This is a genomic window from Pseudomonas sp. NBRC 111123 (assembly GCF_001320205.1).
In the GTDB taxonomy this organism is placed as follows: Bacteria; Pseudomonadota; Gammaproteobacteria; order Pseudomonadales; family Pseudomonadaceae; genus Aquipseudomonas; species Aquipseudomonas putida_J.
The window spans coordinates 1-15,667 of sequence record NZ_BCAZ01000025.1 but is presented as its reverse complement, the minus strand read 5'-3'; the positions used below and the strand labels follow the sequence as shown (position 1 = coordinate 15,667).

Sequence of the window (15,667 nt, the reverse complement as noted above, 5' to 3'; positions counted from 1 at the left end):
CAGCCTGTAGCCTCCCCGAGCGTTTCTGGACTAAGCATGAGAATACTGATCATTGGCCCCAGCTGGGTCGGCGACATGGTGATGGCGCAGACCTTGTTCCAGTGCCTGAAACAGCAGCACCCCGACTGCGTGATCGACGTGCTGGCGCCCGAGTGGAGCCGGCCGATCCTCGAACGCATGCCCGAAGTACGCCAGGCCTTGAGCTTCCCGCTCGGCCACGGCGCGCTGGAGCTGGCCACGCGGCGGCGCATCGGCAAGTCCCTGGCTGGCCAGTACGACCAGGCCATCCTGCTGCCCAACTCGCTGAAGTCGGCGCTGGTGCCGTTCTTTGCCGGTATCCCCAAGCGCACCGGTTGGCGCGGCGAAATGCGTTTCGGCCTGCTCAACGACGTGCGCAAGCTGGACAAAGCCCGCTACCCGTTGATGATCGAGCGCTTCATGGCGCTTGCCTACGCGCCCGGCGCCGAGCTGCCGCAGCCGTATCCGCGGCCAAGCCTGCAGATCGAAGCACAGAGCCGTGAAGCCGCCATGGCCAAGTTCGGCCTGGCGCTGGATCGCCCGGTGCTGGCGCTGTGCCCAGGCGCCGAGTTCGGCGAGGCCAAGCGCTGGCCGGCCGAGCACTACGCGAACGTTGCCGACGCGATGATCCGCCAGGGCTGGCAGGTATGGCTGTTCGGCTCGAAGAACGATCACCCGGTTGGTGAGCAGATCCGTGACCGCCTGATCCCGGGCTTGCGTGAAGAGTCGTACAATTTGGCGGGTGAAACCTCGCTGGCCGAGGCCATCGACCTGATGTCCTGCGCCGACGCCGTGGTTTCCAACGATTCCGGCCTGATGCATGTGGCTGCCGCGCTGAACCGTCCGCTGGTAGCGGTGTACGGCTCTACCTCGCCAGGCTTTACGCCGCCACTGGCTGAAAAAGTGGAAGTGGTGCGCACCGGCATCGAGTGCAGCCCGTGTTTCGACCGCACCTGCCGCTTCGGCCACTACAACTGCCTGCGCCTGCTGGAGCCCGGCAAAGTCATCGCCGCCCTGCACAGCCTGGGTGGCTCGAACCTGATCGATACCGTGGCCGAGGTCGACTAAGTGCGGGTACTGATCATCAAGACCTCGTCGCTGGGTGATGTGATCCACACCCTACCGGCGCTTACCGACGCTGCCCATGCCATCCCGGGCATCCGTTTCGACTGGGTAGTGGAAGAAGGCTTCGCCGAGATCCCCAGCTGGCACCCGGCGGTCGACCAGGTCATCCCGGTGGCGATCCGCCGCTGGCGCAAGAATATCTGGCAGACGATCAGGAGCGGCGAGTGGAAGGCGTTCAAGCAGCGCGTTCGCGAGCGCAAGTATGACCTGGTGATCGATGCCCAGGGCCTGGTCAAGTCGGCCTGGCTGACCCGCTACGTCAAGGCACCGGTCGCCGGCCTGGACCGTTTCTCGGCCCGTGAAGGCTGGGCCAGCCGCTTCTACGACCGGCCGCTGTCGGTTGCCGTCGGCCAGCATGCCGTGGAGCGTGTGCGCCAGCTGTTCGCCATGGCCCTGGCCTACGACCTGCCGGAAGGCATCGGCCATTACGGCCTCGACCTCGACCGCCTGCAGCTGCCGCCGGCCGCGCCCTACGTGGTGTTCCTGCACGGCACGACCTGGGCGACCAAGCACTGGCCCGAAGCCTACTGGCGCGAACTCGCCGAACGCCTTGGCCGGCGCAAGCTGCAGGTGCGCCTGCCATGGGGCAACCCGGCCGAGAAGGCCCGCGCCGAGCGCATCGCCCAGGGGTTGAACAACTGCCAGGTGCTCCCCAAATTGAACCTTGCCGGCGTCGCCCGTGTGCTGGCGGCGGCCAAGGCGTGTGTGGCGGTGGATACCGGCCTCGGCCACCTGGCCGCAGCGCTGGATGTGCCGACCATTTCGCTGTTCGGCCCGACCAACCCGGGCCTGACTGGCGCCTATGGCCGCGTGCAGGTTCACCAGGCCAGCGATTTCCCTTGCGCACCGTGCCTGCAGAAGAAATGCACCTACAAACCGAGCGCTGATGACCAGCGCCGGTTCGATCTGAAACGCGAGTGGCCGCTGTGCTTCACTCGCCTGAATCCCGAGCATGTAGCGAGCCGCCTGAGCGCGCTGCTGCTGGCTGAGGATGTTCGTTGATGCAACTGGCTTTCGTGCTTTACAAATATTTCCCTTTCGGCGGGCTGCAGCGCGACTTCATGCGCATTGCCCTGGAATGCCAGAAGCGGGGCCACCAGATCCGCGTGTACACGCTGATCTGGGAGGGTGACATCCCGCCGGGCTTCGAGGTGCTGGTGGCGCCGGTAAAGGCGATCTTCAACCACCGGCGCAACGAGAAGCTCAGCGCCTGGATGGAAGCGGACCTGGCCAAGCGCCCTGTCGACCGCCTGATCGGCTTCAACAAGATGCCCGGGCTGGACGTTTACTACGCTGCCGACGGCTGCTTCGAAGACAAGGCGCAGACCCTGCGCGGCGGCCTGTACCGCCGCTGGGGCCGCTACCGGCATTTCGCCGAGTACGAGCGCGCCGTGTTCGCCAAGGACGCCCGCACCGAAGTGTTGATGATTTCCGAGGTGCAGCAGCCGCTGTTCATCAAGCACTACGGCACCCCGGTGGAACGCTTCCACCTGCTGCCGCCGGGCATCTCCCAGGACCGTCGCGCGCCGGCCAATGCCGCCGAGATCCGCGCTGATTTCCGCAAGGAGTTCAACCTGGGCGATGACGACTTGCTGATGGTGCAGATCGGTTCAGGCTTCAAGACCAAGGGCGTCGACCGCAGCCTCAAGGCCCTGGCCGCGCTGCCCTCGGCACTGCGCAAGCGCACGAAGCTGATGGTCATCGGCCAGGACGACCCGAAGGGTTTCCAGCTGCAGAGCGCCACCTTGGGCCTGGGCGAGCAGGTGCAGTTCCTCAAGGGCCGCAGCGACATCCCGCGCTTCTTGCTGGGCGCCGACTTGCTGATTCACCCGGCGTACAACGAAAACACTGGCACGGTACTGCTGGAGGCCCTGGTGGCCGGCCTGCCGGTGCTGGTGTCCAAGGTTTGCGGCTACGCCCATTACATCGCCGAGGCCGACTGCGGCCTGGTGCTGGACGAGCCGTTCGAACAGGAGCAGCTCAACAGCTACCTGCAACGCATGCTCGAAGACGGGCAGGCCCGCGCCGGCTGGTCGCGCAATGGCCTGGCCTTTGCCGACAGCGCCGACCTGTACAGCATGCCGCAGCATGCTGCCGATGTGATCCTGGGGCAGGAGAACGCATGAAGCTGATATTGGCCGAACCTTTCAAGCGCCTGTGGGCCGGGCGTGACGCCTTCGAGGCCGTGGAAGCGCTGCAAGGCGAGGTCTATCGCGAGCTGGAAGGCCGCCGCACGCTGCGTACCGAGGTCGCTGGCGAAGGGTTCTTCGTCAAGATCCACCGCGGCATCGGCTGGGGCGAGATCTTCAAGAACCTGCTCACCGCCAAGCTGCCAGTACTCGGTGCCGGCCAGGAATGGCAAGCCATCCAGCGCCTGCATGAGGTTGGCGTGCCGACCATGACGGCCGTGGCCTATGGCGAGCGCGGCAGCAACCCGGCGACTCAGCATTCGTTCATCGTCACCGAAGAGCTGGCGCCGACCATCAGCCTGGAAGACTTCAGCATCGACTGGGTCAAGAACCCGCCCGAGCCGCGCCTCAAGCGCGCGCTGATCGCGGAAGTGGCGAAGATGACCGGCGGCATGCACCGCGCCGGGGTGAACCACCGCGACTGCTACATCTGCCACTTCCTGCTGCACACGGACAGGCCGGTGACGCCTGAAGACTTCAAACTGTCGGTGATCGACCTGCATCGTGCGCAGACACGGGCGAAAATCAGCCGCCGCTGGCGCGACAAGGACCTGGCTGCGCTGTACTTTTCGGCGCTGGACATCGGCCTTACGCGGCGCGACAAGCTGCGCTTCCTGCGTGGCTATTTCCAGCGCCCGCTGCGGCAGATTCTGGCCGAAGAGGCTGCGCTGCTCGCCTGGCTCGAAGGCAAGGCGCAGAAACTTTACGATCGCAAGCAACGCTATGGGGATGCACTCTGATGGCGAGTTGGACACTGGCGCCAGGCTACGAACATCTGGCGTCGGACTTCGGCAGCCTCGATGCGGTGTTTGCCCTCAAGGGTGAACACCTCACGCGTGACCCACTCAGCGAGGTCATCCGCATCGAGCGTGACGGGGTCAACTACTACGTCAAACGCTACACCGGTGCTGGCAAGCACATGCGCCGCTACCTGGGCCGGCCGCGCATCAAGGCCGAATGGCAGAACCTCAAACAGTTCGCCAAGTGGGAAATTCCCACTGCCGAAGTGGTGGCCTGGGGGCTGGAACGCAAAGGCCTGGCCTTTGGCCGTGGTGCGATGATCACCCGCGAACTGCCGCGTACCGAAGACCTCTCGGCCCTGGCCGAACGCAACGACCCACGCTTGGCCGACCGCGTCTGGGTCGACAAGCTGAGCCGCCAGCTGGCGCGCCACACCCGGGTAATGCACGAGCACCGTTTCGCCCACAACGACCTGAAATGGCGCAACCTGCTGGTCGACGACCTGGGCACGCTATTCTTCATCGACTGCCCGACCGGCGACTTCTGGCGTGGTTTCATGTGGCGCCACCGCATGATCAAAGACCTGGCCTGCCTGGACAAGGTGGCCAAATATCACCTGTCGGCGACCCAGCGCCTGCGTTTCTACCTGCAGTACCGTGGGCGCCAGCGCCTGAATGTGCGCGACAAGCGGCGCATTCGCCAGGTGCTGAGCTTCTTCGAGGGAAGGGAATGACCGATTACCTGGCCAGCGCGGACCTCGCGCTGCTCAAACGCCATGGCTTGAACGACTTCGAAGCGCTGTGGGCGCTGCAGCTCGACGCCGTGGACGAACCCAACACTGGCCGCGGTGGCTGGAGCAGCGTCTACCGCCTGGAGCTCGAAGGCAAGGGCTACTACCTCAAGCGCCAGAGCGATTACCTGACCCGCACCTTGCACCGGCCGTTTGGCGAACCGACCTTCGCCCGCGAGTTCCGCAACATCAGCCGCTACCAGAAGCTGCACATTCCGGCTTTGCAGGCCGTGTTCTACGGCGAGCGCAAGCACAACGGCCAGCACCGGGCGATCCTGATGACCCGTGCGCTGGACGAATGGAGCGACCTGGAGGGCCTGCTGGCCCAGTGGCCGCAGCTCGCCGAGGGCGCCCAGGCGGGCATCCTCAAGGCCTGCGGCCAGTTGGCGCGCACCCTGCACGGTGCTGGCCAGGTACACGGTTGCTTCTATCCCAAGCACATCTTTCTGCGCCAACGCCGCGAAGGCTGGGATGCGCAGCTGATCGACCTGGAAAAGACCCGGCCGCTGCTGTTTGGCATGCGTGACCGCTTGCGTGACCTTGAGCCGCTGCTGCGCCGTGCCCCCGCCTGGGGCGAGGCAGAGGTTCGCCAGTTGCTGGCCGCCTACCTGCAGCAGCCTGCTGACAGCGCGCTGGTCGGTACCTGGCTGCAACGCCTGACGCAACGCCGTCGTGAAAAAGAGGCCCGCTGATGCGTTTGTCTGAACTCAAGGCGGCCGGGCGCAGCCCGTCGCTCCCCCTGAGCATTACCCTGGCCGATGCCGCCGGCACGGCTGACCTGCAGTTGTTCAGCCTGTTGCGGGTGCTGCCCGGTCAGCGCTATGTCGGCGCTGGCATCTGGCGCGGCACCCCGGTGCTGGCCAAGCTGCTGGTCGGCGGCAATGCCGCACGGCACTTCCAGCGCGAACTGGACGGCGTGAAGCTACTGGCCAAAGAAGGCCTGACCACGCCACAACTGCTTGCCGACGGCCTCAAGGAAGGCGAGGGTGGCTGGCTGCTGTTCGAGTTCCTCGAGGGTGCCGAAAGCCTGGCCGATGCCTGGGCAGCGGTAGAAGATCTGCCTGTGCTGGCTGACGAGCAGCTTCTGGTGCTGGGCGAAGCCCTCACTGCCGTGGCACAGATGCATGCACAAGGCTTGTGGCAGGAAGACCTGCACCTGGACAACCTGTTGCGCCACGACGGCAAGCTGTACCTGATCGACGGCGCCGGTATCAAGGCCGAAACACCCGGTCAGCAGCTTTCACGCCCGCGCGTGCTGGAAAACCTCGGGGTGTTCTTCGCCCAGTTGCCCAAGCGCCTGGAACCGTTCATCGAAGCGTTGCTGGTGCACTACCTGCTGGCCAACGCCGAGCATGCGCTGCCGCTGGAAGCGCTGCAGAAGCAGGTGGACAAGGTGCGTAACTGGCGGCAGAAGGACTACCTGGAAAAAGCTGGCCGCGAGTGCAGCCTGTTCAGTGTCGAGCGCAGCCTTTCAGGCCTGCGGGCGATTCGTCGCAATGAAGTGGATGCCATGCTGCCGGTGCTGGAGCAGGCGGATGAACTGATCGACAAGGGCCACCTGTACAAGACCGGTGGTGCTGCCAGCGTGGCGCGTATCGAGGTAAACGGCCGCAAGCTGGTACTCAAGCGCTACAACATCAAGAACACCGCGCACTGGTTCAAGCGCTTCTGGCGCCCGAGCAGGGCTTGGCACTCATGGATCGAAGGGCACCGCCTGGAGTTCCTCGACATCGCCACGCCACGCCCGTTGGCGGTGCTGGAACAACGTGTGATGGGCCTGCGCAGCCGCGCCTACCTGGTCACAGAATATGTCGATGGCCCGGACCTGACCGCATGCTTTGCGCCCTATGTGGACAACGGCGAGGCACCTGAAGAGCAGGTCGACGCGCTGGTGCATGTGATGCAGCAGCTGATCCGCGAGCGCATCAGCCATGGCGACTTCAAGGGGCACAACCTGTTCTGGGACAACGGCCAATGGTCGCTGATCGACCTTGACGCCATGTGCCAGCACGCCACCCAGCTCAGTTTCGCCCCGGCCTATGCCCGTGACCGGGCACGGCTTTTGCGCAACTGGCCGAGCGGCAGCGCATTGTATCAGCGGCTGGACCGGCTGCTGCCTCGGTTGTCGGAATAATCCGCCGGCAGTGGCAGCCAGTTGCTGCTGCGGCCGGTCTGGCGCACGCGTATGCGCCATTCTTCGTCCTGCCGGCGCAGCACCGCGCCGCCAGGCACGCTGCCGCGCAAGGCATCTGCCAGCACCAGGTGGTAATGGTTGCTGAGCGGATGGCGGCGCACGGGCAACTGATGCAGGCCGAGCTGAAGGTACAGCAGGGTGTTGTCTTCGAACAGGTTGGCATCGTCTGCGGTAACGGTGCCCTGCACAGGCGCAGCCAACCGGCAGTCGCCAAGCAGTTGCTGGATGTCCGGCAGCCCGTCATGCCAGAGCAGGGGTGAGTCGACCACCCAGTTACCTTCACGGCAGCGCTTGATGGGCAGCTTCAGGTAGGCATTTGGCAAGTCAGGGTCAATTGCGCGCCAGCGGTTGCCGTTGAAGGTGACACCGAAATAGCGGCCCAGGTTATCTGTGACGTAGTACTGCGTCAGGCCGGGGTTCGCCGTCTGGCGTTCATAGACCGCCTCGCCGTGGAGCGCATCGATGCGGTAGCGCAGCCTGGTCTCGTCGGGGGTTACTTCATAGTGCGGCGGTAGCGGTACGGGCGGTGGCTTGGGCAGCCCGCGCATGACCCGGCGCATCAGCCCCGTACCTGCCATGTTGTGGAGGCCTGCTGTTGCATGGCCGAATGCGGCGGTGGCGTGGTGCAGTGCACCGGCATGGTCGTCCTGATCGAACGCTTCGAAGCCATCCCAGATGGAAATCCCCAAGCGCCCGAACGCCAGGGCTGTGGCACCCGCTTGTGGCAGCACGAGTGCGACTATATCCAGCAACACCCTGAGCACGTTGACCGAGTATTCGCCCAGCAGCTCGCTATTGCTGCGGGTGGCAGCATCGGCCTGTGCCATCAGGAAGTTGACCTCGGCACGGTACTGGGCTTCGTACAGGTTGCCGGTGATGGTCTGCAGCTTGATGTGCGTGCCCAGGCGGCCTTTGCGCAGCAGCGCCTCAAGCGCTTTGCCGTTGCCCAGTGGCAGTCGCTCGAGCACATAGCTGCGCAAGTCGGCATCGTTGCGTACTGCTCTTATCAGGGCCCTGGCGTTGGTGTATTCACGCCAGGGTCGACGGTCTGGGGCATCCGGGCAGTAGGCGACGATACGGTTGGAGTTTTCCGGCGAGACGAGCAGGAAAACGCCCTGCAGGCTCTGACCCTGGACAAGCAACTGGCGGGCGATAACCTGCTGTTCGTTGTAATGCGGCCGGGCATGGCTGTCGGGCCAACGGATCACCGTGCTGGCCCATCCATACCCTTGCTCGAAGGTGTCCGGCTGAAAGTGGCCTGCGTAGCGTGCCTTGACCGCCTCGGCCTTCATGCGCGTGCGGTTGAGTTGAACATGTGCCCGCCGACGCCAATGGCCGTGGGGGGAGTCAAGCAGGTGCGTGCGCAGGTAGGCCTGGTAACCATCGCCGGCATTCAAGCGCCGAATGATCTGTTTGACCCGCAGCGGCGTGAGGGCTGGAAGTGGCTGGCCATCGGCAAGGTGCACGCGGGCGGTGAGCCAGTAGTCGACATCGAACCAGGCGATGTTGAGCAGTGCCAGTTTATCGAGCCGATAGGTCTGCTTGACCAGTTCGATACTGGGCCCTACCTGAGGGCGGCTGGCCACGGGAATGTAGGCACTGATGTCGAGCGGGTTGAAGGAGGGGCCGATCTGGCGGGCCAAGGTCACGCTGACGCAGATGGATTGCGGGTCCGTATCGATGCCGGGGTCACGTTGCAGGAACTCGTGCAAACGTTCACGCACCCAAGCCAGCAAGGCATGCTGCTGCTTGAATTGCTCAAGGGTGAGAATACCCGGGGCTGCCGCTGCCTCGATGGCGGCCACTTGTTCCTGCATGGCCTGCATGATGTGCGCCACGCCTTGTTGTGAGGTGGAGCGCAGCCAGTTTGGCAGGTGTTTTTCGAGCAGCAGCCCGTATCGGGTGGCCAGCGGACCTTTGCTGGAGAGTTCCATGTGCAGGTCCAGCGCTTTAGCCAGTGCTGCATCGAGTGTTGCTACATCGCGCTGTTGGCCTCGTTGCCAGGCATCTTGCCAGGCATGGGTCAGGCGCTGAATGTGGGCGTCGCGGATGGCCATGGCCTGGCTCTGGGCAATATCCTCGCTGTACCAGTCATAGCGCAGGCGTTCGGCCATGCGCGCGCGTCGCTGGTCTTCAGGGTGGGGCAGCAGGCTGACAAGCGGGGCGCTCTCCAATGGGTCTTCAAGGCGCTGGCACAGTTCCAGGTGAAGCTCGGCGAGACTTTCGAATGCCTCCACCCCGTGCAGAGCCGTGTACAACACGGCTCTGCCGACCGTTTCGTGGGCTTCGAGCAGCCGACCTTCCTGGCCTTGTTCGGTGAGTATCAATACGCCGGGCAGATGGCTGCGCCAGTTGGGCGCGGTGGCGGTCAGCAGTGGGCGATAGACCTGCGGCCGCGCTGACGTGGGCAAGTGGCGGCGTTGCCAGGGGAGGGGGTATTCGATACAGGTCCTGAGCAGTTGGGCATGCGCTGCCGACAAGGTCTGATCACCGCTGCGCAAACGCATTTCGATATCCAGCTGTTCGCGTCGCAAGGACGCCAGGCGCACCAGGCGGGTGAGGCCCGTGCTGTCGCGGGCCTGCCAGTATTCAGCCAGCTGTGCGTGCAGGTCCTTGCGGATGTTCTTGCAGAAACGGTCGACCCGGGCGTTGAAGTCGACGGGCAGGGCGAGTCGTGGGTACTGCTCATGCTCGGGCTGACTACCGACGGGCAAGCGGAATATGCCGCCATCGAACAGGTGCAGGCCGACCAGTTCCAGCAGGCTGTGACGGCCTACACGCAGAGCGCTGGCACGGATGACCTTGCCTGGAAACAGTACGGCCAGGTACTGGTCAAGGCGGTGTTCGACGCCGTCCAGCGGTGGCAGCAGCGTTTGCAGTCGGTTGTCCAGGGCCAGTAATTGCAACAGCGGGGTCATGGTCCGTCTCCGGAGAGTGAAAACGTACCATGCTGCACCGTTGCCAGTGCGCCACTGCGTTAACCCGCTACCTCAGCGGCGCCATATACCACGTAAGGCCAGCCATGCCGGAGCGCCCAGGCCCAGCCAGGAAAGCGCGTCCCAGGCGCCGTCACCGAGCAAGGCCGCAAACAGGCCCAGGGCACCCAGCGCGGCGATCAGAGCCGGCCAGGCGAAGATGCGCCGGATCGATTGCGACGTGTGGCTCATGCCCTGGCCTCCCGTGGTTTGCGGTGCTTGCCCCACCACAGGTAAAGGCCGCTGCCAAGGACGATGAGCGTCAGCACATCGAGCACCGCCCAGAGAATCTGCATCGGGCGGCCGCCATAATCACCGAAGTGCAGGGGCTGCGACAGGCCCATGGCATCCATGTACCAGGGCCGCTCGCCGACAGCGGTCACCTGCAGGGTTTGTGCATCGATCAGTACCGGGGTGAGCAGGTGCGACGTCAGGTGCGTGGCACCTTTCATGAACACGGCGTAGTGGTGCTCACTGGAGAAGCGGGTGCCAGGGAAGGCGATGAAATCAGGGCGCATGCCGGGCGTTGCCTGTTCGGCGATGGCCAGCAGTTGCGTGGCGGGCGAGCGCTGCGTCAGTGGCGGGGCATCGCGGTAGGGCGCGACCAGGGTGGCGAGGCTGTCGTTGCGCCAGGCGGCGATCACCAGGTCTGACAGTGCACTGATCACCCCGGTAATGCCGACCGTCAGGGCCCAGGTCAGGGTGACGATGCCGATCAGGTTGTGCAGGTCGAGCCAGCGCAGGCGGCGGGACTTGTCGTGGCGCACGGTGGCGAAGCCCAGGCGACGCATGAACGGCGCGTAGAGCACGGTGCCGGAAACGATCGCGACGACGAACAGCACCCCCATGAATGCCAGCAGCAGTTTGCCGGGGAGCCCCGCAAACATGTCCACGTGCAGGCGCAGCATGAGCATCATGAAACCACCGTTGGCGGCAGGCATGGCCACGGCTTCGCCGGTGCGGGCGTCGAGCATGAAGGTGTGCGAGGAATTGGGTTCTGTGCCGGCGGTGGCAGCGGTGATCGCGAGCACACCGTTGGGTTCGTCCTCGTCGAAGCCGAAGTACTGCACGACCTCGCCGGGGCGGTGCTGCTCGGCCTTGATGACCAGCTGTTGCAGGTCCAGCTGCGGGGTGCCAGCGGGCATCTCGCGTAGTTCTGGGGCATCGCCGAGCAGGTGTTCGAGTTCGTGGTGGAAGATCAGCGGCAGGCCGGTAAGCGCCAGCAACAGCAGGAACAGGGTACAGACCAGGCTGCTCCAGGTATGGATCACCGACCAGCGGCGGATGGTTGGGCTTTTCATCACGGTACCGATTTATGTCTGTTGGACCGTGGGGCCGCAAAGCGGCCCCCGCTCACTCAGAACTGGTAGGAAGCACTGGCAACGACGCTGCGCTCATCGCCGTAGTAGCAGTAGTACGAATCACACGTGGAGATGTAGTCCTTGTTGAACAGGTTGGTGGCATTGACCGCCACCGAGGCGCCCTTGAGGCTGGTGCTCAGGCGGCCGAGGTCGTAGTGCACCGAGGCGTCGAACACGGTGTAGGCATTGGCCTTGCCCAGGTAGGTGTTGGCCTGGTCGCCATAGGTGTTGCCGGTATAGCGCGCGCCGCCGCCGATGCCGAAACCGTCGAGCACGCCGCTGTGCCAGGTGTAGTCGGCCCACAGCGAGGCTTGCTGGTTGGGCATCAGCTGCAGGCGGTTGCCTTTGTACAGGCCGTCCTGCACTTCCGATTTGGCCAGGGTATAGGCAGCAGTCAGCTTGAGGTTTTCGGTGACGTCGGAAACCGCTTCCAGCTCCAGGCCATGGACTTTCACTTCGCCGGTCTGGCTGGTGACCGTTATGCCGCCTTCGTTGTTGGTGACCGAGACGTTTTTCTGCGTCAGGTCATACACGGCTGCCGACAGCAGGGTGTTGGAACCCGGTGGCTGGTACTTGACGCCCAGTTCCCATTGCTTGCCTTCGGTTGGCTTGAACGACTCGGAGGCGGACACGGCAGCGTTGCTGGAAGGTTGGAACGACTCGGCATACGACAGGTAGGGCACGAAGCCCGAGTCGAATACATAGCTGATGGCGGCGTTGCCGCTGAACTTCTTGTCACGCTGGGTATTGGTGGCATCGCCCTGGTTGAGGAACGTGGTGCTGGTGTGCACCCAGTCTTCACGACCGCCCAAGGTCAGGCGCCAGTTGCCGAGGGCCATCTGGTCCTGGATGTACACGCCGGTCTGATAGGTTTTCTGGTCGTAGTCGTAAAACGCCGTGGAGCGATCCGGGCGGGTAATCGGTACCCCGTAAACCGGGTTGATCACGTTGCTGTCCGGCACGTTGAAGCCAAAGATCGACAGGTAGTTGGTGTTGACGCGCTGGTGGTCCAGGCCCAGCAGCAGCGTGTGGGTAACGTCGCCGGTGGCGAAGTCGGCCTGGAAGTTGTTGTCCACAGCGAACTGGCTGATGTCTTCATCGGTGTTGGTGGACATGCGGCTGACGGTGCCATCGTCCTGCACCGGCGGCGTGGTTGCGTTGTAGCTGCCGGGGGTGATGGTCTGGAACGCCAGGTCAGTCTTGGTGTAGCGAAGGTTCTGGCGGAACTGCCAGACATCGTTGATGCGGTGCTCGAAGGCGTAGCCCAGCGCGTAGTAGGTGCGGTCGTAGAACTCGTAGTCCGGGTCACCCAGGTTCTTGTGGTGGGAGACCTTGCCGAACGGCATATCGAGCTTGGTGCCCTGGATTGGCCGGAACTGGCTGGTAGCGCCGGTATCGTCGCGGGTGAACTGGGTCAGCAGGGTCAACGAGGTGTCGTCGTCGATGTTCCAGGTCAGGCTCGGGGCAATGTTGTAGCGCTTGTCGTCGATATGGTCGATTTGCGTGCCGCCATCGCGGATCACGCCGCTGACGCTGTACAGGAACTGGCCCTGGTCATCGATCTTGCCGGTGCTGGCGAAGTTGATCTGGCGGTGGTTATCGCTGCCGTACTGCAGTTCGATTTCGTGGGCGCTTTCAGCCTGCGGGCGGCGGCTGACCATGTCCAGCAGGCCGCCGGGTGGGGTCTGACCATACAGCGATGAGGCCGGGCCACGCAGCAGGGCCAGGCGGTCGAGGTTCCAGGTTTCGGCTTTCGGGTTGGCGTACACGCCCCGTGGCAGCGGCAGGCCGTCGAGGAACTGGGTCGGCTCGAAGCCGCGCACGCGCATCCAGTCGTAGCGGGTGTCGCTGCCGAAGCTGGCCGAGACGATGCCCGGCATATATTTCACGGCGTCGTCGAGGCTGTGCACGCCACGGTCGCTCATCTGCTGGCGGGTGGCCACGGAAATCGAGCGTGGTACTTCGACCAGTGCGGTGTCGGTCTTGGTACCGGCGGCGGTGCGCTTGGCCAGGTAACCGTCGACCGGGCCCCAGGCGCTTTCGGAAGCGCTGGCGGCATTCACGGTGGTTTCCGGCAGGGCCAGGGCACCCTCCGGAACGGCGACCAGGCTGTAGCTGCCCACGCTGCTCTGCTGCAGTTGCAGGCCGGTGCCCAGCAGTGCGGCCTGCAGGGCGCCGAGACCATTGTACTGGCCATTGACCGGCGCCGAGGTGCGGCCGCTGACCAGTGCCGGGTCGATGGCCAGGGCGATGCCCGACTGGCTGGCGATCTGGTTCAAGGTGGCGGCCAGCGGGGCGGCGGGCAGGTTGTAGGCGCGCGGTGCGGACTGCTCGGCGGCGAACAGGGCAGTGCTGGACAAGGGCGCGGCCATGGCAATGGCCAGAGCCATCAGGCTGGGACGCAGGATACGATCAACGGCACGGGACATGCAGCGGTTCCTCGACGGATAAGTGCTAACTGCTTCCTTGCCGAGCGAGATTCCAGAAGTGACAGGGGGAATCGGAGAAAAAGTGAGAATTATTTGAGTCTGGCTTTCGTCTGCACCGACTCATTGCCTGCAGGAGCGGCCTTGTGTCGCGAAAGGGCTGCAAAGCAGCCCCGGCAATTTCAGCAGTAGCGCTGATATCTGGGGGGCGCTTCGCACCCCTTTCGCGACACAAGGCCGCTCCTACAGGCGAGGAGTCCGATTTACTTGGGAACGACAGTCACCCACCACGGCGTATGCCGCTCGATCTTCACCGGTAGCGCCGGTACCAGCGAAGCCAGGGCCAGGTCGGTATCGGTCAGCGGGAAGCTGCCGGTGACGCGCAGGTCGGCCACTTCATCGGCCACGCCCAGGTGGCCGTTGCGGTAATGGCCCAGCTGTTTCAGGAGGTCGGCCAGGCGCACGTTGTCGACCACCAGCATGCCGCGGGTCCAGGCGTCGGCCCCGGCTTGCACCGGGCCTATCCGGCCAAGGCCATTGCTGTTCATCAGCACTTGCTGGCCTTCGCGCAGCACCTGTTCGTCGCCGCTGTTGTGCGGCATGGCGGCTACCGAAGACTGCAGCACCTCAAGGCGCGTGCCCTGGTCTTCACGGCGTACCAGGAAGCGCGTGCCCAGTGGCCGCAGGCGGCCATCGTCAGTGCGGACCAGAAGCGGGCGTGGGTCGTCATGGCCGGTCTCGACCGAGATTTCGCCCTGATGCAGCACGATCAGGCGCTGCTCGCCTTGGTAGTCGATGTCGACGGCGGTGTGGGTGTTCAGGCTCAGCAGCGTGCCATCTTCCAGGCGCAAGGTGCGCAGTTCGCCAGTGGCGGTGCGCTGATCGGCCAGCCAGTAGCTGGGCGCCAGTGACGGAGCACCGACCCAGGCCAGTAGCGAACCAAGCAGGAACATCCCGGCCAGCCCGCCACCGACTTTGGCGATGCGCCGGCGTAAACCGGCGCGCGATTGCAGCAGGGCCTGGCGCGCAGGGCCGGCGGCGACGCTGACACGTTGGTCGAGGGCGCCCAGCTGGCGCCAGGCTCGGGCATGTTCCTCGCTGGCGGCATGCCAGCGGATGAATTCGGTGCGCTCGTCAGGCGTGCCGCTGCCATCGTCCAGGCTCATCTTCCAGGCAATGGCGGCTTCCAGCACCTGCCACGAAACCGGTGTGTTGTTCACGTCGGTTCCCCGTAAAGAGCCACATAACACTGGCGCATGCCTTGGGCGATGTACTGGCGCACGCGCGACACCGAAACGCCCAGGCGTTCGGCGATTTCGGCGTGGCCCATGCCATCCAGTCGGTTGTGCAGGAAGGCTGCACGGGCCTTGCTCGACAGCTTGCCGAGCAGGCGGTCGATGGCCTTGAGGTCTTCGAGGATCAGGTGCTGGGTTTCCGGGGACGGGTGTTCGGCTTCAGGGATCAATGCCAGCTCGGCCAGGTAGGCCTGTTCCAGCGCCGCGCGGCGGAAGTGGTCGAACATCAGGCCCTTGGCCACGGCGGCGAGGAAGGCCCGCGGCTCGCGCGGGGTGTCCAGCTGCTCGCGGCCGAGCAGACGCACGAAGGTGTCCTGGCTCAGGTCTTCGGCACGCTGACGGCAGGCCATGCTGCGCTGCAGCCAGGCAAGCAGCCAGCCGCGATGGTCGCGGTAAAGCGAGCCGACCAGTTCGGCGCGTGGGCTGTGGGCAGAAGACATGCAGCGTCCCCGGAACGAATGCATTAACTAACGATAATTATTCGCGATTGTTGCAGAGGCGGGGGGTGGGGTGCAATGGACGCTTATCGGATTGCCATCATCAGAGCTTGGTC

Annotated in this window: 13 protein-coding genes; 7 read left to right on the top strand and 6 right to left on the bottom strand. The window is 64.5% G+C overall.

Annotated elements, in window-relative coordinates; all coding sequences use genetic code 11:
- Positions 1–36 precede the first annotated feature (36 nt).
- The 7 genes from waaF to APH27_RS14285 are packed head-to-tail and all read left to right on the top strand — an operon-like array spanning position 37 to position 6,997.
- Complete coding sequence (gene waaF / locus APH27_RS14315; protein WP_027917526.1) at positions 37–1,086, top strand: lipopolysaccharide heptosyltransferase II; 1,050 nt, start codon at positions 37–39, stop codon at positions 1,084–1,086.
- A complete protein-coding gene (gene waaC, locus APH27_RS14310; protein WP_027917525.1) occupies positions 1,087–2,145 on the top strand; it encodes a lipopolysaccharide heptosyltransferase I in 1,059 nt (352 codons plus the stop codon).
- Positions 2,145–3,269: a glycosyltransferase family 4 protein gene (locus APH27_RS14305; protein ID WP_027917524.1), complete on the top strand. Its 1,125-nt coding sequence runs from the start codon at positions 2,145–2,147 to the stop codon at positions 3,267–3,269. Before waaC ends, APH27_RS14305 begins: the two co-directional genes overlap by 1 nt.
- Positions 3,266–4,072 (top strand): lipopolysaccharide core heptose(I) kinase RfaP, encoded by an 807-nt coding sequence (gene rfaP, locus APH27_RS14300; RefSeq protein WP_027917523.1) that lies wholly within the window; start codon positions 3,266–3,268, stop codon positions 4,070–4,072. The genes APH27_RS14305 and rfaP overlap by 4 nt, the downstream gene beginning before the upstream one ends.
- Positions 4,072–4,806 (top strand): lipopolysaccharide kinase InaA family protein, encoded by a 735-nt coding sequence (locus APH27_RS14295; protein ID WP_027917522.1) that lies wholly within the window; start codon positions 4,072–4,074, stop codon positions 4,804–4,806. The genes rfaP and APH27_RS14295 overlap by 1 nt, the downstream gene beginning before the upstream one ends.
- The gene (locus APH27_RS14290) at positions 4,803–5,555 is read left to right on the top strand and encodes a lipopolysaccharide kinase InaA family protein (protein WP_027917521.1); all 753 of its coding nucleotides are present in this window, start codon (positions 4,803–4,805) and stop codon (positions 5,553–5,555) included. Before APH27_RS14295 ends, APH27_RS14290 begins: the two co-directional genes overlap by 4 nt.
- Complete coding sequence (locus APH27_RS14285; protein WP_060485159.1) at positions 5,555–6,997, top strand: lipopolysaccharide kinase InaA family protein; 1,443 nt, start codon at positions 5,555–5,557, stop codon at positions 6,995–6,997. The genes APH27_RS14290 and APH27_RS14285 overlap by 1 nt, the downstream gene beginning before the upstream one ends.
- Here the strand turns inward: APH27_RS14285 and APH27_RS14280 are convergent.
- The 6 genes from APH27_RS14280 to APH27_RS14260 form a co-directional block, all read right to left on the bottom strand.
- Positions 6,958–9,975 (bottom strand): dermonecrotic toxin domain-containing protein, encoded by a 3,018-nt coding sequence (locus APH27_RS14280; RefSeq protein WP_060485158.1) that lies wholly within the window; start codon positions 9,973–9,975, stop codon positions 6,958–6,960. The genes APH27_RS14285 and APH27_RS14280 overlap by 40 nt on opposite strands.
- 72 nt (positions 9,976–10,047) lie before the next feature.
- Positions 10,048–10,224: a DUF4175 domain-containing protein gene (locus tag APH27_RS26615; protein ID WP_143512528.1), complete on the bottom strand. Its 177-nt coding sequence runs from the start codon at positions 10,222–10,224 to the stop codon at positions 10,048–10,050.
- Positions 10,221–11,333 carry a PepSY domain-containing protein gene (locus APH27_RS14275; RefSeq protein WP_027917518.1) on the bottom strand — a complete coding sequence of 371 codons (1,113 nt, stop codon included), beginning with the start codon at positions 11,331–11,333 and terminating at the stop codon, positions 10,221–10,223. The genes APH27_RS26615 and APH27_RS14275 overlap by 4 nt, the downstream gene beginning before the upstream one ends.
- Positions 11,334–11,389: 56 nt before the next feature.
- Positions 11,390–13,822, bottom strand: a complete 2,433-nt coding sequence (locus APH27_RS14270) for a TonB-dependent siderophore receptor (protein ID WP_060485157.1) — start codon at positions 13,820–13,822, stop codon at positions 11,390–11,392.
- Positions 13,823–14,082: 260 nt separating this feature from the next.
- The gene (locus APH27_RS14265; RefSeq protein ID WP_060485156.1) at positions 14,083–15,039 is read right to left on the bottom strand and encodes a FecR domain-containing protein; all 957 of its coding nucleotides are present in this window, start codon (positions 15,037–15,039) and stop codon (positions 14,083–14,085) included.
- The gene (locus APH27_RS14260; protein ID WP_060485155.1) at positions 15,036–15,554 is read right to left on the bottom strand and encodes an RNA polymerase sigma factor; all 519 of its coding nucleotides are present in this window, start codon (positions 15,552–15,554) and stop codon (positions 15,036–15,038) included. Before APH27_RS14260 ends, APH27_RS14265 begins: the two co-directional genes overlap by 4 nt.
- Between the last annotated feature and the right edge of the window lie 113 nt (positions 15,555–15,667).

Bases quoted from the DNA above. Each gene is read 5' to 3' on its own strand.
- APH27_RS14295 (WP_027917522.1), top strand. From the start codon at position 4,072: ATGGCGAGTTGGACACTGGCGCCAGGCTACGAACATCTGGCGTCGGAC.
- APH27_RS14285 (WP_060485159.1), top strand. From the start codon at position 5,555: ATGCGTTTGTCTGAACTCAAGGCGGCCGGGCGCAGCCCGTCGCTCCCC.
- APH27_RS14305 (WP_027917524.1), top strand. From the start codon at position 2,145: ATGCAACTGGCTTTCGTGCTTTACAAATATTTCCCTTTCGGCGGGCTG.
- APH27_RS14280 (WP_060485158.1), bottom strand. From the start codon at position 9,975: ATGACCCCGCTGTTGCAATTACTGGCCCTGGACAACCGACTGCAAACG.
- APH27_RS14290 (WP_027917521.1), top strand. From the start codon at position 4,803: ATGACCGATTACCTGGCCAGCGCGGACCTCGCGCTGCTCAAACGCCAT.
- rfaP (WP_027917523.1), top strand. From the start codon at position 3,266: ATGAAGCTGATATTGGCCGAACCTTTCAAGCGCCTGTGGGCCGGGCGT.
- APH27_RS14275 (WP_027917518.1), bottom strand. From the start codon at position 11,333: ATGAAAAGCCCAACCATCCGCCGCTGGTCGGTGATCCATACCTGGAGC.
- APH27_RS14270 (WP_060485157.1), bottom strand. From the start codon at position 13,822: ATGTCCCGTGCCGTTGATCGTATCCTGCGTCCCAGCCTGATGGCTCTG.
- waaF (WP_027917526.1), top strand. From the start codon at position 37: ATGAGAATACTGATCATTGGCCCCAGCTGGGTCGGCGACATGGTGATG.
- APH27_RS26615 (WP_143512528.1), bottom strand. From the start codon at position 10,224: ATGAGCCACACGTCGCAATCGATCCGGCGCATCTTCGCCTGGCCGGCT.
- APH27_RS14260 (WP_060485155.1), bottom strand. From the start codon at position 15,554: ATGTCTTCTGCCCACAGCCCACGCGCCGAACTGGTCGGCTCGCTTTAC.